Annotated in this window: 17 protein-coding genes; 6 read left to right on the top strand and 11 right to left on the bottom strand. The window is 66.9% G+C overall.

Annotation, left to right across the window (positions count from 1 at the left end; genetic code table 11):
- Positions 1 to 29: 29 nt before the first annotated feature.
- The 8 genes from pqqB to ACOCG7_RS11045 all read right to left on the bottom strand — a co-directional run bounded on the left by pqqB (position 30) and on the right by ACOCG7_RS11045 (position 8,973).
- Positions 30 to 959, bottom strand: coding sequence for a pyrroloquinoline quinone biosynthesis protein PqqB (pqqB, locus tag ACOCG7_RS11080; RefSeq protein WP_114164306.1), 930 nt, complete (start codon positions 957 to 959; stop codon positions 30 to 32).
- The gene (locus ACOCG7_RS11075) at positions 956 to 2,098 is read right to left on the bottom strand and encodes an alpha/beta fold hydrolase (RefSeq protein WP_421377609.1); all 1,143 of its coding nucleotides are present in this window, start codon (positions 2,096 to 2,098) and stop codon (positions 956 to 958) included. Before ACOCG7_RS11075 ends, pqqB begins: the two co-directional genes overlap by 4 nt.
- 125 nt (positions 2,099 to 2,223) lie before the next feature.
- A complete protein-coding gene (locus tag ACOCG7_RS11070; protein WP_073427419.1) occupies positions 2,224 to 2,805 on the bottom strand; it encodes a cytochrome b in 582 nt (193 codons plus the stop codon).
- 69 nt (positions 2,806 to 2,874) lie between these two features.
- Positions 2,875 to 3,765, bottom strand: a complete 891-nt coding sequence (locus tag ACOCG7_RS11065) for a formylmethanofuran dehydrogenase subunit C (RefSeq protein ID WP_073427420.1) — start codon at positions 3,763 to 3,765, stop codon at positions 2,875 to 2,877.
- Positions 3,762 to 4,721, bottom strand: a complete 960-nt coding sequence (fhcD, locus tag ACOCG7_RS11060) for a formylmethanofuran--tetrahydromethanopterin N-formyltransferase (RefSeq protein ID WP_073427421.1) — start codon at positions 4,719 to 4,721, stop codon at positions 3,762 to 3,764. Before fhcD ends, ACOCG7_RS11065 begins: the two co-directional genes overlap by 4 nt.
- Before the next feature lie 64 nt (positions 4,722 to 4,785).
- Positions 4,786 to 6,486 (bottom strand): formylmethanofuran dehydrogenase subunit A, encoded by a 1,701-nt coding sequence (locus ACOCG7_RS11055; protein ID WP_114164307.1) that lies wholly within the window; start codon positions 6,484 to 6,486, stop codon positions 4,786 to 4,788.
- Positions 6,483 to 7,877 (bottom strand): formylmethanofuran dehydrogenase, encoded by a 1,395-nt coding sequence (locus tag ACOCG7_RS11050; RefSeq protein ID WP_114164308.1) that lies wholly within the window; start codon positions 7,875 to 7,877, stop codon positions 6,483 to 6,485. Before ACOCG7_RS11050 ends, ACOCG7_RS11055 begins: the two co-directional genes overlap by 4 nt.
- Before the next feature lie 295 nt (positions 7,878 to 8,172).
- Positions 8,173 to 8,973, bottom strand: a complete 801-nt coding sequence (locus ACOCG7_RS11045) for a HisA/HisF-related TIM barrel protein (protein WP_073427424.1) — start codon at positions 8,971 to 8,973, stop codon at positions 8,173 to 8,175.
- Between the two features lie 15 nt (positions 8,974 to 8,988).
- Here ACOCG7_RS11045 and ACOCG7_RS11040 point away from each other — a divergent pair, with 15 nt between their 5' ends.
- From ACOCG7_RS11040 to ACOCG7_RS11030, 3 genes are all read left to right on the top strand, one after another.
- Positions 8,989 to 10,053: an ATP-grasp domain-containing protein gene (locus ACOCG7_RS11040; protein ID WP_114164310.1), complete on the top strand. Its 1,065-nt coding sequence runs from the start codon at positions 8,989 to 8,991 to the stop codon at positions 10,051 to 10,053.
- The gene (locus ACOCG7_RS11035; RefSeq protein ID WP_421375475.1) at positions 10,050 to 11,300 is read left to right on the top strand and encodes a hydantoinase/oxoprolinase family protein; all 1,251 of its coding nucleotides are present in this window, start codon (positions 10,050 to 10,052) and stop codon (positions 11,298 to 11,300) included. Before ACOCG7_RS11040 ends, ACOCG7_RS11035 begins: the two co-directional genes overlap by 4 nt.
- 356 nt (positions 11,301 to 11,656) lie before the next feature.
- Positions 11,657 to 12,247, top strand: coding sequence for an aspartate kinase (locus ACOCG7_RS11030; RefSeq protein WP_073427426.1), 591 nt, complete (start codon positions 11,657 to 11,659; stop codon positions 12,245 to 12,247).
- 72 nt (positions 12,248 to 12,319) lie between these two features.
- On the opposite strand, the gene ACOCG7_RS11025 is transcribed toward ACOCG7_RS11030, so the two are convergent.
- The 3 genes from ACOCG7_RS11025 to pqqA all read right to left on the bottom strand — a co-directional run bounded on the left by ACOCG7_RS11025 (position 12,320) and on the right by pqqA (position 13,853).
- Complete coding sequence (locus ACOCG7_RS11025) at positions 12,320 to 13,066, bottom strand: (5-formylfuran-3-yl)methyl phosphate synthase (protein ID WP_154872615.1); 747 nt, start codon at positions 13,064 to 13,066, stop codon at positions 12,320 to 12,322.
- Positions 13,067 to 13,082: 16 nt separating this feature from the next.
- Entirely contained in the window at positions 13,083 to 13,682 is a 600-nt protein-coding gene (locus ACOCG7_RS11020) for a DUF447 domain-containing protein (RefSeq protein WP_083082916.1), read from the bottom strand.
- A 96-nt stretch (positions 13,683 to 13,778) separates the two neighbouring features.
- Positions 13,779 to 13,853: a pyrroloquinoline quinone precursor peptide PqqA gene (pqqA, locus tag ACOCG7_RS11015; RefSeq protein ID WP_013342881.1), complete on the bottom strand. Its 75-nt coding sequence runs from the start codon at positions 13,851 to 13,853 to the stop codon at positions 13,779 to 13,781.
- A gap of 467 nt (positions 13,854 to 14,320) precedes the next feature.
- Between pqqA and ACOCG7_RS11010 the strand changes: the two genes are divergently transcribed.
- The 3 genes from ACOCG7_RS11010 (at position 14,321) to cbbX (ending at position 17,508) form a co-directional block, all read left to right on the top strand.
- Complete coding sequence (locus tag ACOCG7_RS11010) at positions 14,321 to 15,838, top strand: ribulose-bisphosphate carboxylase large subunit (RefSeq protein ID WP_073427429.1); 1,518 nt, start codon at positions 14,321 to 14,323, stop codon at positions 15,836 to 15,838.
- A gap of 111 nt (positions 15,839 to 15,949) precedes the next feature.
- Positions 15,950 to 16,378, top strand: a complete 429-nt coding sequence (locus ACOCG7_RS11005; RefSeq protein WP_073427430.1) for a ribulose bisphosphate carboxylase small subunit — start codon at positions 15,950 to 15,952, stop codon at positions 16,376 to 16,378.
- 92 nt (positions 16,379 to 16,470) lie between these two features.
- Positions 16,471 to 17,508: a CbbX protein gene (gene cbbX / locus ACOCG7_RS11000; RefSeq protein ID WP_073427431.1), complete on the top strand. Its 1,038-nt coding sequence runs from the start codon at positions 16,471 to 16,473 to the stop codon at positions 17,506 to 17,508.
- Position 17,509 lies beyond the last annotated feature (1 nt).

Genomic DNA, 17,509 nt, shown 5'->3' with positions numbered 1-17,509 from the left:
TCTCCGTGGTTCGTGCTCGTGCCTGCGCTTCACAGGTCGAACGTCATGCCGTCGTACGCCACTTCGATCCCATGTTCGCTCAGGATGCGGCGCTCGGGACCATCGTCGACGAGGATCGGGTTCGTGTTGTTGATGTGGATCAGCACCTTGCGCGCGCCGCGTGCCTCGCCGGCGTCGAGCGAGTCGAGCACTTCCATCATGCCACCTTCGCCGGACTGCTGCAGATGGCCCATATCGGCGGAGGTTTTCTTCGACAAGCCGAGGCGGATCATCTCGTCGCCCGTCCATAGCGTGCCGTCGACCAGCAGCAGATCCGCGTCGCGCATCGCGGCGAGCACGTGCGGCTCGATCGCGCCGAGTCCCGGCGCGTAGAACACGCGCTTGCCCGACTGAAGATTGGTGAACACCAGTCCGATGTTGTCGCCGCGTTCCGGCGCATTGCGATGCGGCGAGTAGGGCGGCGCCTTGCTGGACAGCGGCAGCGCGTCGATCCGCACGTCGCGCAGCGCATCCACCGCGAGCGGCGCGCCGTCGAGCGCGATGCGATGGTGCTCGACGCCGCAATAGTGCGAGAGGATCGGCCCGACCGGAAAACCGGTGCACAGGTCTTGCCATACGGCGTCGGTCGCGTAGAGCGGCAGCGGCGCGTCGCGTTCGCGCAGCATCAGCAGGCCGGTGACGTGGTCGATCTGCGCGTCGATCACGAGCACCGCGGCAATGCCGCTGTCGCGCGCGCGGCGGGCCGGCTGCAACTCCGGGTTGGCGGCGATCTGCGCGAGCAGATCGGGCGACGCGTTGACGAGCAGCCAGTCCTCGCCGTTCGCGCTGACCGCGATCGATGACTGCGTGCGGCGCGTCGCCTTCAGCGTGCCGCGCCGCACGCCGTCGCAATTACGGCAATTGCAGTTCCATTGCGGAAAACCGCCGCCCGCCGATGAACCGAGTACCTTGATTTTCATGCCGCGTGGCGCATGCCGCGCCCCTCGTGAGCGGGTGGAATGAACATGGCGGTGAGCGCGCGCATGACGCTGTCGCGCAGCGCGGGATCGCTCGCCAGATGACCGGCGCGCACGCATTCGACGCGCGCCGTGGGCACGGCTCGCGCGAGACGCCGCAAGTTGCCGCGCGGACACACCGGATCGCGTGAGCCGTGCACCGCGGCAAGCGGCACGCCCGCTGCGGCGGCGCGGCGCGCGAGCGACAGCAGACGCGTTTCGCCGAGCCAGCAGCGATGCATCAGATAGTGCGCTTGAATGCGGTATTTGCCGATCAGCTTGCGGGTGTTTCGGCGTGAGACGCGTGCGGTGGTGGAACGCGCGCGGCGCGTCGAGGCGCTTGCGAGCACCGCGTCTTCATAGCCGCGCCATGCCAGCGCGAGGGCATGTTGCTGGGCTTCGTTGGCACCTCCGCGGTGGAGCGTTATGTGACAGCGCGCGAGTAGCGCGGCGGGGCGGTTGGCGAGGTTGCTGAAGGTGTGGGGTTCGTTAGCGCTGCGGTGCTTGCTAAGGCTGCTGTGGTTGCCAATGCGGCTGTGTTCGCCAACGTCGCTGTGTCTCGCAATGCCGCTGTATTCGCCATCGCGGCTGTGTCCGCTAACATCGCCGCAGCCGCCCATGCCGCGCTCATCACCGCGCGCCGCATCCCGCAACCGCGTCCATGCCCGAGGCGCGCGCCCACGCGACGACACGAACAGCCCGCGCACTTCACGCGCCGAAGTGAGAAACAGCCCGCGCATCACCACGCCCGTCACCGACCGCGGATGCGTTCCCGCATACGCGAGCGCGAGCGCCGCGCCCCACGATCCGCCGAACACGCCCCAGCGCTCGACGCCGAGCCGCTCGCGCACCGCTTCGAGATCGTCGATCAGATGAGCGGTGCGGTTATGGCGCACGCTGCCATGCGGCGTCGATGCGCCGGTGCCGCGCTGATCGACCAGCACGACTCTGAAACGCGTCAAATCGAACAATTGCAGCGCGCCCGGCTGGCTGCCGCTGCCCGGTCCGCCATGCAACACGACGACCGGCACGCCATCGGGAGCGCCCGCCACCGCATACGCCACGCGATGCCCGTCACGCGTCGGCAGCGCGCCGCGCATCATGCGCGGCGAGGCGGTAGGCGCATGAGGTGCATGAAGCGCGTTCGTCGCTTGAAGCGCCTGAAGCGCCTGAAGCGTCTCAAGCACCTGCGGCCCATGCGACGAACCACCCCGCGCAGCCCGCCTAGTCATGGCAGCATCCTCGCCAGCAGGTTGTCGCGGTCGATCAACTGATGCTTGATCGCCCCCGCCACATGCAGCACGATCAGCGCGATCAGCACATACGCTGCCGCTTCGTGAATGCCGAAGAACAGCGAGCGCAGTTCCTTGTCGTCCCAGCCCCACTTCGGCAGCAGGATGCCCCAGAAACGCGTGCCATACGTGTTGAACGACGAGCCGAGATAGCCGGAGAGCGGCATCACGACCATTGCCACGTATAAAAGACCCTGCGTAGTGCGCGCGGCGGCGCGTTGCCACGGTCGCATCGGCGGTAGCGGCGGCCGACCAACGACCGCGCGCACCATGATACGGAGAAGCACCAGCAGGAAAACCGTCAGTCCGAGTGACTTGTGGAAGGTGATCAACGACGCCTTGAGAGGCAGCCCCTTCGGCAACCCGACCATGTACAGCCCGAGCGCAAGCAGACCGATGATGCCGAACGCGATCACCCAGTGCAGCACGATCAGCGAGCCGGCATAGCGCGGCTCGCGCGCGCCGGCTTTGGCGTCGGCGCGTGGCTTCGTGGCGTGAGGCGAATGCACCGTCGTCACTCCGTCTCCTTTCGTTTGATGTGTCCATCGAACACACTAATACAGCCTCGCGTGCGCACCACTCGGGTGTTACCCGGCGATCAGGATTTCGCCCCGTCCGTCGACCGCGAGATCGCCGGCGTAGCGCGCCGGCAGCTTCATCGTGCGCCACTGCGAGAAGGGCGTGATTTCGCGCGCGAGACTGCGCACCAGCAGCGCCCAGAATACGTCGAAACCGCGGCCGCCCTCGGTGAAGGTCGGCGGCAATTGCACGGGCCGCTGCGCGAGCAGCAGCGTGCCGCGCCTCATACCGTACGCATAATGCGGGCCGAGTTCCCCCGCCACGCAGACGGTGCCCGCGACGAGCCGCGACGCGGCGAATTCGCCCGCATCGCCGCCGACGAGCACGAGGCCGCGGCGCATGCGATCGGCGAGCCGCGCGCCCGCGTCGCCGTGAATCGTCAGCGTGCCGCCGGTCATGCCTTCCATGTCGCCGGTGAGCGCGCCGGCGGCGAAGTCGCCGCTATTGCCGGCCACGCTCAGGCGTCCGCCGCGCATTTCACAGGCGGTGAAGTGTCCCGCATCGCCGTCGATGCGCAGCACGCCGCCCGCCATGTGCAAGCCGCTATAGTCGCCCGTCGAACCGTGGACGACGAGGTGGCCCGCCGTCATATGCGCGCCCACGCGGTCGAGCCACGGCTCGGCGCCGTCGATCACGAGCGTCGCGTCGGCGTGCTCGATGTGAGGCGCGTGAGGCGTGTGAGGTGTATGAGGCGCATCCGCCGCCGCACGCGCCGCCGCTGTTTCGCTACGCGACACCTCGAACACGTCGCCCACCGCGCAGCGCTCGTTGCCCGCGGGCAGCACGATGCGCTCGATTTCGTTCAAGCTCAGTTCGGCGAGCGGCGCGGGCAACAGCGCGCCCGCATCCACGCGGAAACCGGGCGGCGCTTTCACGCGCAAGGTGGTCGTCGTGCTCATGCGCGGCTCCCGTCGAGGCCGGCGGCCAGTTCGTGCAAATGGAAGTGGTACGGCCCCAGCTTGCCGCCGTAGTTGCCCGCCGAAATCCGCAGCATGCCCGCCGCGCGTCCGCGCGCGGTGGCCGCCACGATGCCCGCCGTCATCGCAAGGCCGACGTCCGCGTCGGTGAGGCCGTCGATCACGATCTCCAGCACGCAGCCGACTTCCGCGCCCAGTTCGCTGCGCGGCGAGAGGCCGACCAGCGTCGGGCAGAACGCGTCGTTGCTCGACGCGGTCGCGCCTTTGTACTTCGAACCGACCTTCGATCCCGAGCGGACGACGCCGCCAGGAAACGGCATGATCACGTTCGGCAGCTTGCGCATTGCCGCGACCGCGGCTTCGGAGGCGGCCAGCGCGGCGTCGATGTCGCGCGCGAGCAGCAGCAGATTGCCGCCGCCGACGGCCTTCACCGTCGCCGTGGTTTCTTCGCAGACGAACTCGCCGTCCATCACCGGCACGCGCCAGTAACGCGTGCCGGCGAGCACCTTCGAGATTTGCCAGCCGTCGCCGAAAAAGCGCAAGCCACGGCCGAGCGAGGCGACGTCGGAGAGCGGCGCGCGGCTCGTCGCCGGATCGATGCCGCCATAGATCGCGGTGGTCGGGCAGGTAAGCACGCATTGGCCCACGCGCCGTTCGATCTGCTTGGCCAATTCCTTCGACGACACCGCGAACAGCAGGACCGCGACCCCGGGCCGCCCATCCGGCGTGTCGCCCGGCGCGAGTTCGCGCTCGATGCCGGCCTCGCAACCGCAGCCGATCACCGAGGTCGCGAAGCCCGTCATCGCGTTGGCGGCGTTGAGCGCCCACGTCGGCGTGTGCGCGGTGATGACGAGCCGGGTCGCCTTCATCGGAAAGGCTTCCGCGAAGGTTGCGTCGATCGTGGTGCCGTTGATCTGAAGAGGTGCCGGGTCGCTCATCGTCTGGGGTTCGTGTTGGCGTGAATCAACCGTTCTGGTCAACCGTGCTTGTCGGCCGCGTTCATCAATTATTGGAGAAACATTCGACCGGCAGCAGCCTGCCGCCGCGGCAGCAATTGCAGATCTCGTCGTCGCTGATCGCCGCATGCGCGAAGTTGTTCGCGAGATTGGCGTCGCTATAGGCGCGCAGCGTTTTTTCGATGCCGCGGTCGAAATCGGGCGACACGAAATGGATGCCGCCCGTGGGCGTGGCGACGAGCGTGCCGTCGCGCGCGACCAGTTCGCCGTCCTTGAACACATACGCGGGCGAGGTGAACATCCGCTCGCGATCCGGCTCGTCGCGATACACGGCGATGTCGGCCGCGGCACCCTCGCCCAGATGGCCGCGGTCGCGCAGGCCGAGCAGGCGTGCGGGCCCGGCGCGCGTGATGATGGCGATCTCGTACAGCGAGAATTCGCGTTTCAAATGCGGCAGCGCGCTCGCCACTTGCGCTTCGGGATGCAGCTTCGCGATCTGCTCGTCGCGAAACGATTTGTCCATCAGCAGGCGGATCAGATGCGGATAGCTGGTGAACGGGCCGCCGTTCGGATGATCGGTGGTCATCGAGACACGCCAGGGATCGTCGACCAGCAAAAAGATTTCGAGTCCGATGATCCATTGCAGCGCATTCACGAAGCTTTGCTCGCGATAGCGGAACGGCACCACGCCGCAGCCCGCGTCGCATTCGATGTCGCCCACCACCCACTTGTGCGGCCGCGCCATCGGCGCGTTGCGGAACTGCATCATCGTGTCACCCGAGGCGGTGACGGTTTGCCCGAAGATGATCTGGCCCACGTCGATCGACACGTTCGGCCGCGCGTTCACCGCTTCGGCGATATGGCGCGCGCCCGACGAAAACTTCTGCGGACCTTCGACGCCGTAGCTGTGAAACTGGATATGCGTGAGATGGATCGGCAGGCCGTCGGCGGCGTCCATCGTCGCGATGGTCGAATCGATGTTGCCGGGCACGCCGAGATTGCTCGCGTGCACATGCAGCGGATGCGGCACGCGCAGTTCGGTCAACGCGCGCGACAGCGTATGCAGCACCTCGCGCGGCGTGATGCCGTAGTGCTTGTGCTGCTCGTCCACGTTGAGCGAACGCTGGTTGAACTTGAACGCGGAGATGCCGCCGGGATTGACCACCTTCACGCCGAGCGCCTTGCTCGCGTGAATCGTCCAGCCGACGTAATCGCGCAGCCGCTCGAAGTCGTGGCGCGCGGCGAGCATCTGCAGGAACAGTTCGTCGTTGCCGAGCATCACATAGGCGCCGTGATCGATGATCGGCGTGTCGCCCATTTCGAGGTGCGTATGGCGCGCGTTGGACGGCATCATCGCAGGCTCGAACGCGGCCGTGTAGCCCATCTCGGCGTAGCGGTAGCCGGTCGCAAGCGTGCCCGGCGCGCAGACGCCGCAAGACGGCAGACGCAAGTAACGCCCCGCGCCGTCCTGCACCGATTCGTAGGCCGCATCGCGCACGGGATCGGCGCGGTGATCCTCGGGCAGCAGCAGGCGCGACAGATTCGTCTTGCCGCCGCCGATGTGCGAATGCATGTCGATGCCGCCCGCCATCACGATCATGCCGGTGGCGTCGTATTCGTGATCGACCGGCGTGTTCGCCGCAACGTCGACGATGCGGCCGTCGCGAATCGTCAGATCGCGGCGCTCGCCGTTCACGCCGTTGGTGGGATCGTAGATCGTGCCGCCTTTCAGCCGGACGAGGCTCATGGCTGCTCCTGAACGGCGGGGCGCGCATCGGGCGCATGAAGCCGCGCGGCCAGTTGCGTGGCGATCGCCTCGACCGAGGGCAGCGCGGCGCCGCGTGCGGCGGCGAGCGGCATCACGACCGAACTGTCGACCCGGAACAGATGGCCGCCGCTGTCGATGCCGGGCGTCGCAACCGGGATGAAAACCGTCGCGGCGCCGCGCGACCTGGCCGCTTCGGCGAGAGCGGGATGACCGAGCACCACCGCGGGCACGGCCGGATTGAGCGAGGCCGGCCACGCGTGCGGCCCGAAACTCGCGACCCATAACAGCGCGTCGACTTCACCCTCGGCGAGCAGCCTGCTGGTGCGATAGCGATACGGATCATGATCGAGCGGCGCGGTGCCGGCGAGCCGCCCTGGCTTCGAGACATGGGTGCGCAGCGGCAGGCCCGAGAGCCACGTCACCGTCTGGTTGACCGTGAGCGCGCCGTCGTCGCCGCCGAGCGCGAGACAGCCCGCGCGAGCCGTGAGGTTCGTCGTCTTGACGATGCGGTTCAATGCTTCGATCAACAGCGCCGCGTGCGGACCGGGCAGCGCGGCGGGCTCATAAACGAACACCGTATAGCGCGCGGCGGCAATGCGCGCTTGCAGCGCGGCTAGCGTCGCCAGCGTCTCCGACGTGCCCGTTCCGTTATCGGGCAACGCGCCGGGCTCGCGTCCCACGCTCAACGCGGACCATTGCGCGAGCGTGTGATACGGATCGGCGTCCGGCAGGATCGCTTCGACGCGCGCTTGCGCGAACGCGCTCGCGGCAGGGTCCGGCTCGCAACCGACGAACACCAGGTCGCGCGCGCCTTCGGTGCCCTCCAGCGTGCGCGCGTAAAAGCGCGGATAGCGCCGCGACGGCTGGCAGCCGAAAAACACCAGCAGGTCGGCGCGGCTGCGCACTTCGGAGAGCGTCGTGAAGAACGAGCCGCGGTCCTGCAGCGCGAGTGTCGCGGCGCTCATCGCGTCGCCGTGCAAATGATCGAGGATCGCGCCGCAACCGGCCGCGAGCGTGTACAACGCGCGTGCGCCGGCGACGTCGGTGGCGAGCGCGCCGAACAGCGGACGGCGCGCGTTCGACAGCATCCGCGCCGCATGAGTGAGCGCGTCGTCGAGATTGGCGTCCTGTCCGTCGATGCTGCTCGCGCACTGCGCGTCGCTCGCGCCGTAGCACGTGAGCGCGCCGGCGAGCCGCGGGCAATCGGTGTCGGGCACGCTGAGCGTGGCGTCGTCGTGCGCATTGACGACCAGGTCGTCGCACAGCAGCGGGCAGAACGGACAGGTCCAGTCGCGCGTGGTCGACAAGGCGGGCACGTTGGCCGCGCCCGAGGGGCTCGTGTTCGACGGATCGGTCGGTGGAAGGTGCATGGCTTCGTTTTAGCAAGCTCCATGCCGATGGCCGCGGTAGTGCAACGACGCTCGCGCGGATCGAATCGCGCACCGCTAATGTGGCCGTGTGCTTAAAAGGATCGGACGGTCGTGGCACTCGCATTGCATGCGGCTTGCGTGCGTCGGCGGCTGTGGCATCGGCGGCGCCGAAACCCCGGTGCGCCGCACAGGTTGTGTGCCGATCTGGAGCAGAGTGTCACACGCGGCCGCATTGCTTTCTGTTTGTTTACCGCCGTGCGTTGTCCCGCGATTGGCATGGATTTTGTATAGGCTGCTACGTGGATTCGAAGAGCGGGAGGCCGATCTGGCGATCATGCAGTGCGGACGCCACCAGCCATGCGGTGGCGCCAGTCCGCGCCGCCGCGCTCAGATCGGCTCGATCGCGAATGCCGCCCGCGCCGATCACGGCGGTGCCCGCGGGCGCATTCGAGCGGATGCGCTCGACGCTGCGCAAGTCGGGACCGTCGTAGCTGCCGACCTGGTCGAGCGTCATGGCGATCACCCGGCCGGGCCACCATGACGATGTGGGTTCGAACGCAGGGTCGGCAAGCAACTGGCCGGCGCGATGATCGAGCGAAAGAATGGGCGAGAGGCCGGCAGCCTCGGCCGCTTGCAGCGCGTGAAGGTCGCGCAGCGACTCGGTGCCGAACACGGGCACGAGGGGCGCGAGATCGTGAGTCGTGCGGTCGTTGGGGGCGTTGCGCTCGCCGGTGTGCGAGTGGGCCGGGCCGCTCTGCTCGATGTGCTGAATGTGATTGAGGCGCTCGATGCTGTCGAATAGCGCGCGCATCGACGCAAAGTCGGCATAGCCCGCATCGAGCCAGATGTCGATGCCGGGGAGGGCGGCACGCAGCATGGCGAGCGTCGCGACATGGGCGCCGCGTTGAAGGATGGCGCCGAGGTCGGCGATATAGAGCGTGCGCGCGCCGCTTGCGGCAATGAGCGCACGGGCGATGTGAAGCGGCTCGCTGGTGGCGGCGAGCGGCGACTGGATCGGCAGATAAGCGGTCCGCTCGCCGCGCACCGCGCGCACCACGTGGCCGTCGAGCAGATCGAGAACCGGTATCACCTGCATTGGGGGCGTGCTCCTTTGACCAAGATCTTTGTCTATGAGTATCTCACCGGCGGCGGCATCGACCCGGCGCTGGCCGGCGCGGGTAGTCTCGCCGATCTGAGCGCGTTGATCGTCGAGGGGCGGGTGATGCGCGACGCGCTGGTCGCGGATCTGCGCGAACTCGACGGCGTGCAGGTGACGTTCGCCAGTTCGCGCTTCGAAACCGTCGACCCGGCGCTGGCCCATTGTAGGGCCGCGCCGGGTGAATCGATGACGGCCTTCGTCGCAAGGGTGGCGCGCGAACACGATTACGCGTGGATCATCGCGCCCGAATGCGACGGCTTGCTGCTGCATCTTTACGATGCGGTCGGCACGGCGCGCTGGCTCGGTTGCGCGAAGGAAGCGATTCGCGCGGCATCGAGCAAGAGCGTGACCGCCGCGTGTCTCGCGGCGCATGGCATCGCGACGACGCCCGCGCTCGAACCGGGGCAGGCCGATGCGCGTTCGGAGCGTCATCCGTCCGCCGGCCGCTGGGTCGTGAAACCGGACGACGGCGCGGGCGGTCTCGACACGTTCGTGTTCGACCGTTTCGCCGACGCCTGCGCGGAATACGATGCACGTGCCGCCGCCGGACGCAATCCGGTGCTTCAGGAATGGGTCGACGGCGAGCCGCTCAGTCTCTCGCTGATCTGTCACGAGGACCGCGCCGAGCTCATCAGCATCAACCGGCAGCAGATCGGTTTGAGCGGAGCCGACGCAAGCGGACCGCAACCGCGGATCGTCGAATTCGACGGCGTGATGGTGAACCAGATCGATCGTCTCGGCGACCAGGGCCGTGTGCTCGGCGACCTCGCGCAGCGCGTGTATGCGGCGCTGCCCGGCTTGCGCGGCTTTGCCGGCATCGACGTGGTGTGGCATCCCGAGCGCGGCCCGGTGGTGATCGAGGTCAATCCGCGGTTGACCGTCGCGTATGCGGGGCTGTCCGCGTCGCTCGGCGGCAATCTCGCGCGCGCGTTGCTGGCGGCGCATGGGGCGCGCATCGACAGAAGCGCGGCGGCGCGCCCGCACGGCTCCGAGACGGCCTGTGGAGCGCGGCCGTGAGCGCGGCGCAGGCAGCGCATGCGAGCCACGCGGGCGTCGATGGCGCGATTTTCGGCTGGGATGTGGGCGGCGCGCACGTGAAGGTGTCGATGGCCGATGCCGGCGGCGCGGTGCTCGACGTCGCGCAATGGGCGTGTCCGCTGTGGCAGGGACTCGAACATCTGGAGCGGACGATCGACCTCGTGTTCGAGCGCTGGCCGGCCGCGAACACGGCCGCCGCGCGGCACGCCGTGACGATGACGGGCGAAATGGTCGACCTGTTCCCCGATCGCGCCGCAGGCGTGCGGGCGATTGCCGGCACGCTCGCGCAGCGGCTCGCGACGCGCTCGCATGCGCCGTTGCAGTCGCAAACGCACGCGCGGTTGGGCTCGCGATCAGATGCACGAGCAGGCGCACAGGCAGGCGCACAGGCAGGCCCACAAGCAGGCTCACAAGCGGGCGCACAGTTGCGTTTTTATGCAGGCGAAACCGGCTGGCTCGCGCCGCAAGACTGCGCCGCCAACTGGCGTGACGTTGCCTCCGCGAACTGGCTCGCCACCGCGCACTGGGTCGCCACGCGCGCAGCCGACGCGGTGCTCATCGACATCGGCAGCACGACCACCGACATCATTCCGATCGCTGGCGGGCGCGTCGTCGCGCGCGCCGCGACCGATGCCGGGCGGCTCGCGACCGGCGAACTGGTCTACCAGGGTGTCGTGCGCACGCCGTTGTGCGGGATCGCGCACCGCATCGAATTCGCGGGCGCGGCCGTCAACGTGATGAACGAATGGTTCGCGACGAGCGCGGACGTCTATCGGCTGACCGGCGAACTGGAGCCGCACTACGACCTCTATCCGAGCGCCGACCAGGGACCGAAGACGGAAGCCGCGAGCCGTGCGCGGATCGCGCGGATGATCGGCCGCGACGCCTACGAAACGGAGCCCGCCGAATGGCGCCGGTTCGCGCTGCGCTGGCGCGAACTGCAATTGCGCGAGATCGGCGTGAACCTCGCGCGCGTGACGGCGGCGCATCCCGAGCTGGCCGCCGCGCCGCTGGTGGGCGCGGGCTGCGGACGCTTCCTCGTGGCGGCGCTGGCGCGTGAGGAGGCGCGCGGCTATGTCGATTTCGGCGCGCTGGCGGGCGTTCCCGACGCATGCTCGGAGTGGGCCGCGACTTGCGCGCCGAGCGTGGCGGTGGCGCTGCTCGCGGCCGCGCACGACCGGCATGCGGGCCGCGACGGCGCGGGCGCGGTATCGCGGGCGGCATGAGCCGAAGCGCGATGAGCCGCGCGATGGACGGCACACGGAACGGCACGGCGTGAGCTTTTGGGTGTGACAGGTAGGGCGCGGTATCGCGGGCGGCATGAGCCGAAGCGCGATGAGCCGCGCGATGGACGGCACGCGGAACGGCACGGCGTGAGCTTTTGGGTGTGACAGGTAGGGCGCGATATCGCAGGCGGCATGAGCCGAAGCGCAATGAGCCGCGCGTCGGCACAAGCAGCAAGACGACGCGAGCTTTGGTCAGACAGCGCTCGAACGCGCGAGCCAATCAGCAGGTGAAGGCACCCGCAACGAACATGCAGCGAACACACCAACGCAGTTAATCGGAAACGAGGACAACGGTCATGTGGGTGGTCAAGATCGGGGGCAGCCTGAGTCACGAGCCGACGCTGCGCAACTGGCTCGACGAGCTATGCGAGGTGGGGGGCGGGCGCGTCGTGATCGTGCCGGGCGGCGGCGATTTCGCCGACAAGGTGCGGCAATATCAGAGCGAGTGGCGTTTCGACGATCTCGTCGCGCACAACATGTGTCTGCTCGCGATGACGCAGTACGCAATCATGATGCAAGGCGTGCGGCCCGAACTCGTGCTTGCGTCGAGCGAGGCCAAGATTCGCCGCGCGTTGCGCGACGGCCATGTCGCCGTATGGGTGCCGACCGCGCTGATGCGCGACACGCCCGACGCGATGAGCAACTGGGACACGACCTCCGACAGCCTCGCCGCCTGGCTCTCGACGATGCTCAACGCCGAGCGGCTGATCGTGGTGAAGTCATGTCCGATCTTCGAGGACGAACGGCTTGAAACGCTGGCGGCAACGGGCGTGGTGGACCGCCGTTTCGTCGACTATGTGAACGACGCGAATTACGTGGTGGAGTTGCTTAACAAGGACAACGTGGCGTTGATGCGCGACCGGCTGCTGAACATGCCGGTGACGTAGTCGGCAAGCTGACATCCGTGGATGAGCAGCATGGGCGGCACGAGCGCCGCACCATGCGCCGGGAGAAGAATCCTACAAACGGGCCGCGTCCGAAGAAACGCCCGAGCCCGAAGTAGCGCCCGCAAGACCCCTATCACCGCTTGCACTGTGTAGCGCGCCGGCCAGGTCGGCGACCCGTTGCGGATCGAGCCGCGAGCGGCGCCCATCCACGCACAAGGCCGTGCGAAAGCCCGCGAAATCCGGCGCCAGCGCCCTGATCTGCGCGAGCTGCGCCCAGCCGAGCGAACCGGCGATGCCGCTCATCGCGCCCTGCTCGCGGATCAGCCGCAGCCATTGCCCCAGCGATTCGCTGTCCACGTGATCGAACAGCGTGTTGCCGTCCTTGCCCTCGGTGTCGAACATCACGCCCACGAACCCGAGCGTGGCCGCGTAGGCGACCAGTTCGCCGTCCATGCCGCCGTCGCACAGCAGCACCGGCACGACGGTCGCCGGCAGATTCGCGAGGTGTTCGAGGCAACGCCGCGCGGCCGGTCCCGGCGCCACGCCCACTTTCACATAATCGACGCCCGCCTCGCTGACCTCGATGACGCGCGCGGCGATCTCGTCGAGCGCTTCGGCCGGCACGTCGCCTATCGTCGCGCTGATCGGCTTGACCGGGTAACGGGCGCGTAGATGACGCGCGATATTCGTGATGTCGCCGATCGACAGGCCGCCGAGCGCGCCCGCGTTCGGTTCCTTCAGGTCGATCAGCTCGGCGCCGGCCTGGGCGGCGTCGAACGCCTCCTCGTGCGAGCGGACGCTCGCGAGCAATGCGGTCATCGGGTTCTCCGAAAGACTAGTGGGACACGAGTTCGGCGGACGAACCGCCGGCGGAATCGAGGCTCGCGCGGTGCCGCGCGATCGCGGAGGTGAGCCAGCCCCAGGCGGTGCGCTCGGCATCGCCCGCGGTTTTGTCGATGGCGATCTGCAGGTAAGCCATTTCGCGGTCGACCTTGTCGGCCGGCAGCATGAAGAGCCGGCTCACCAGCACCGCGCCTTCGATCACCGCCGCCTGAGCGCGGTTGAAACCGGCGAACGGCGCGTGATTCTCGCGGTGCACGCACTTCATGCGCAGCACCGGGCGCTGGTTGTCGTCGCGCAGTTCATCGAGTTCGAGTTCGGCATGCGCGAGCGACTCCGCCAGCCGGATACTCGCGACGCGAGTGGCGGCGACAGTGGGCCAATCGGTCGCGCAATGCGTGACGCAGCCCGCGAAAACGCGGACGTCGGTGGTGAAATTCAGAACCGCCGCGCGCGACGCGACGATATTGTCGAGTGTGGTCGACGGGCGAAACGGGGAAAGAATGACGAACTCGCCCTCGTAACGCGCCCCCATCGGCGCTATGTGAGGACGGCCATCGCACGCTGCCGTGGTGACGATCGTTTCGTGGATCATGATGGGAACGTGAGTCGTGACAGCGCCGAAAGGCCGGCCGATTCAGCTAAAGAAAAAGTGATCCGCGAAAGGGCCGCGCATGCGGCCCGTGCGGGCTTAACGCGTCGCGATATACATCGTGATTTCAAAACCAAAGCGCATATCGGTGTAGCTAGGTGTCGTCCATTGCATATGTGTTCCTCCATGTGGTTGACACATCGTTGCGCCGTGAACCGAGCGTGATGCCGGGCTGCATCGGCGTTGCTGACTACGCAAACTCCATGCCGGGCGCTGTACTGCAACGCGCGGGCGGCAGGCGGTTCGCGCGAAATACAGCATACGCCGAATTGCATCGGCATGCCGCTCGTGCGGGTTCGCAAATCGCCGGCCGCGCAGTGTCCCGATCCCGAAGCAAAGTGTTCCATTACGATTCGAAGGTTTCTGTCCTCCTGTCACGCCATTTGAAATCGTCGCGTGGAATATCGGCGTGGGTTGAAAACGCATTTCATGAAAACGTGTTTCGTGATGCGCAGTTGATAATGGATCGGTTAACTCTGCCAAATTAAATCGTGAATTCCCAATGATGACGCCCTTGTCTACAGTGCAACTCAAGCGCTTCGTTCTCCCGGCAGCGCGCTTGCCACAATCGAGGATACGTCATGAACGATTTCAGTCAACCGGTGATCGAGACAGCACTTGATTCGCAAAAACCGGGCAATCCTGGCAGTTCGGGCAAGCCGCGCGAACGCTACGCCGCGGGTGTCATGAAATACCGCGAAATGGGTTACTGGCAGCCGGATTACATACCGAAAGACACCGACGTGATCGCGCTCTTTCGCATTACGCCGCAACCCGGCGTCGAGCCGGAGGAAGCGGCGGCCGCCGTGGCCGGCGAATCGTCCACGGCAACGTGGACCGTGGTGTGGACCGACCGCCTCACCGCTTGCGACATGTATCGCGCCAAGGCTTACCGCGTCGATCCGGTGCCGTCGTCGTCCTCCGGCGAACCGCAGTACTTCGCGTACATCGCCTATGAACTCGATCTGTTCGAGGAGGGCTCGGTCGCCAACCTCACGGCGTCGATCATCGGCAACGTGTTCGGTTTCAAGCCGCTCAAGGCGCTGCGTCTCGAGGACATGCGCATACCGGTGGCGTATCTGAAGACCTTTCAGGGGCCGCCGACCGGCATCGTCGTCGAACGCGAACGGCTCGACAAATACGGTCGGCCGCTGCTCGGCGCGACGGTCAAGCCGAAGCTCGGCTTGTCGGGCAAGAACTATGGCCGCGTGGTGTACGAGGGGCTCAGAGGCGGACTCGATTTCCTGAAAGACGACGAGAACATCAACTCGCAGGCCTTCATGCACTGGCGCGACCGCTTTCTGTTTTCGATGGAAGCGGTGAACCGCGCGCAAGCGGAAACGGGGGAGGTGAAGGGCCATTATCTGAACGTCACGGCCGGCACGATGGAGGACATGTACGAGCGCGCCGAATTCGCGAAGGAGCTCGGCTCGTGCATCGTGATGATCGACCTCGTGATCGGTTGGACCGCGATTCAATCGATGTCGCGTTGGGCGCGCAAGAACGACATGATCCTGCATCTGCATCGCGCCGGGCACAGCACGTACACACGGCAACGCAATCACGGCATTTCATTCCGCGTGATCGCCAAATGGCTGCGCATGGCGGGCGTCGATCATGCGCATGCGGGCACGGCGGTCGGCAAGCTCGAAGGTGATCCATTGTCGGTACAGGGGTATTACAACGTGTGCCGCGACGCGCACAACGAAGTGGACCTGTCGCGCGGTATTTTCTTCGATCAGCCGTGGGCCGGCTTGCGCAAGATCATGCCGGTCGCCTCGGGCGGGATTCACGCGGGACAGATGCATCAACTGCTCGATCTGTTCGGCGACGACGCGATCCTGCAATTCGGCGGCGGCACGATCGGGCATCCGGCCGGCATTCAGGCGGGCGCCGTGGCGAACCGCGTCGCGCTCGAATCGATGGTGAAGGCGCGCAACGAGGGCCGCGACATCGTGAACGAGGGGCCCGAGATTCTCGAAGCCGCCGCGCGCTGGTGCACGCCGCTCAAGCAGGCGCTCGATACATGGCGGGACGTGAGCTTCAACTACGCATCGACCGACACGCCCGACTTCGCCGCCACGCCGAGCGTCGCGTAAAACGCCGCATTCACGGCAATCGTTATCGCGGGAACGACAGCAGTGCCGCCGCACTGCGTTGGACAACTGTCGACCCGATTCAGGCCGTCACATCAATCAACGAGGTTCGCCATGCGCATTACACAAGGCACATTTTCCTTCTTGCCGGAATTGACCGACGAGGAGATCGGCTTGCAGATCGACTATGCGTTGAGCCAGGGCTGGGCCTGCTCGGTGGAATACACCGACGATCCGCATCCGCGCAATACGTACTGGGAAATGTGGGGCTTGCCCATGTTCGATCTGCGCGATGCGGCCGGCGTGTTGCAGGAGGTGAGGGCATGCCGCGCGGCGTGGCCGCAGCACTACATCAAGGTCAATGCGTTCGATTCGGAGCGCACCTTCGAGACGATGCGCCTGTCGTTCATCGTCAACCGGCCGGACGACGAGCCGGGTTTCCGTCTCACGCGGCAGGATGGCGCGGGGCGCGTGCAGCGCTATGGACTGTCGAGCTATGCGGGCGACCGGCCCGCGGGTGAGCGCTACGGCCCGGCACGGTAATTGGATGCGGTGCGGTGCATGAATCGCTGTATCGCTCACCGCATCGCTTACCGCGTCGATCACCGCGCGAATGGTATGAACAAGGAGATGCAATGACCGAAGCTGCCGTAGTGGACACGCATGCGCCGTCCGTTGCACGAGCCGGCGCGCAGGATTCGCGTCAGGAGCCGCCGCATATCGATCTCGCGGCGCTGTATCGCGACTCCGGCATCGGCGACGTGCTCGCCGAACTCGACCGCGACCTGGTCGGACTCGTGCCGGTCAAGACCCGCATCCGCGAGGTCGCCGCTCATCTGCTGGTGGAGCGCGCCCGCGATTCGCTCGGCCTCGCGAGCGGCGCGCCGACCCTGCACATGTGTTTCTCCGGCAATCCCGGCACGGGCAAGACCACGGTCGCGCTGCGCATGGCCGAAGTGCTGCACCGGCTCGGCTACATTCGCCGCAATCATCTGGTTTCGGTGACGCGCGACGACCTCGTCGGTCAATACATCGGCCATACCGCGCCGAAAACGCGCGATGTGCTGAAGCGCGCGATGGGCGGCGTGCTGTTCATCGACGAAGCGTATTACCTGTATCGCCCCGAGAACGAGCGCGACTACGGCCAGGAAGCGATCGAAATCCTGCTGCAGACAATGGAAAACCAGCGCGACGATCTGGTGGTGATTCTCGCGGGCTACGCGTCGCGGATGGAAATCTTCTTCGAAAGCAATCCGGGTTTCCGTTCCCGGATCGCGCATCACATCACGTTCCCCGATTACGAGGAAGCGGAACTGCTCGACATCGCCGAGCGCATGCTCGCGACGATGCACTACCGCTTCGACGCCGACTCGCGGCGCGCTTTCGCCGAGTACCTCGCGCTGCGGATCCGTCAGCCGAATTTCGCCAACGCCCGTTCGGTGCGCAATGCGCTCGACCGCGCGCGGCTGCGCCAGGCGAACCGCCTGTTCGCCAACGCGATGAAGGGCGGCGCGCCGATCGACGCCGCCGCGCTCACGTTGATCGGCGCCGCCGACGTGCGCGCGAGCCGCGTATTCGACGAGCCGTCCGCCGAGGCCGGGAGCGACGCCGCTTGTGCGTCCGCGTCCGCATCCCCGCCAGCGCCGCGCGCCTTTCAGGCGCCGCCAGGCTGAA

Origin of the sequence: Paraburkholderia sp. DD10 (genome assembly GCF_049177125.1) — a bacterium.
Lineage (GTDB): Bacteria > Pseudomonadota > Gammaproteobacteria > Burkholderiales > Burkholderiaceae > Paraburkholderia > Paraburkholderia terricola.
This window is presented reverse-complemented; position numbering and strand designations above follow the sequence as displayed.

Bases quoted from the DNA above. Each gene is read 5' to 3' on its own strand.
- ACOCG7_RS11010 (WP_073427429.1), top strand. From the start codon at position 14,321: ATGAACGATTTCAGTCAACCGGTGATCGAGACAGCACTTGATTCGCAA.
- fhcD (WP_073427421.1), bottom strand. From the start codon at position 4,721: ATGAGCGACCCGGCACCTCTTCAGATCAACGGCACCACGATCGACGCA.
- ACOCG7_RS11065 (WP_073427420.1), bottom strand. From the start codon at position 3,765: ATGAGCACGACGACCACCTTGCGCGTGAAAGCGCCGCCCGGTTTCCGC.
- ACOCG7_RS11055 (WP_114164307.1), bottom strand. From the start codon at position 6,486: ATGAGCCTCGTCCGGCTGAAAGGCGGCACGATCTACGATCCCACCAAC.
- ACOCG7_RS11025 (WP_154872615.1), bottom strand. From the start codon at position 13,066: ATGACCGCATTGCTCGCGAGCGTCCGCTCGCACGAGGAGGCGTTCGAC.
- ACOCG7_RS11075 (WP_421377609.1), bottom strand. From the start codon at position 2,098: ATGATGCGCGGCGCGCTGCCGACGCGTGACGGGCATCGCGTGGCGTAT.
- ACOCG7_RS11020 (WP_083082916.1), bottom strand. From the start codon at position 13,682: ATGATCCACGAAACGATCGTCACCACGGCAGCGTGCGATGGCCGTCCT.
- cbbX (WP_073427431.1), top strand. From the start codon at position 16,471: ATGACCGAAGCTGCCGTAGTGGACACGCATGCGCCGTCCGTTGCACGA.
- pqqB (WP_114164306.1), bottom strand. From the start codon at position 959: ATGAAAATCAAGGTACTCGGTTCATCGGCGGGCGGCGGTTTTCCGCAA.
- ACOCG7_RS11030 (WP_073427426.1), top strand. From the start codon at position 11,657: ATGTGGGTGGTCAAGATCGGGGGCAGCCTGAGTCACGAGCCGACGCTG.
- ACOCG7_RS11050 (WP_114164308.1), bottom strand. From the start codon at position 7,877: ATGCACCTTCCACCGACCGATCCGTCGAACACGAGCCCCTCGGGCGCG.
- ACOCG7_RS11045 (WP_073427424.1), bottom strand. From the start codon at position 8,973: ATGCAGGTGATACCGGTTCTCGATCTGCTCGACGGCCACGTGGTGCGC.
- ACOCG7_RS11005 (WP_073427430.1), top strand. From the start codon at position 15,950: ATGCGCATTACACAAGGCACATTTTCCTTCTTGCCGGAATTGACCGAC.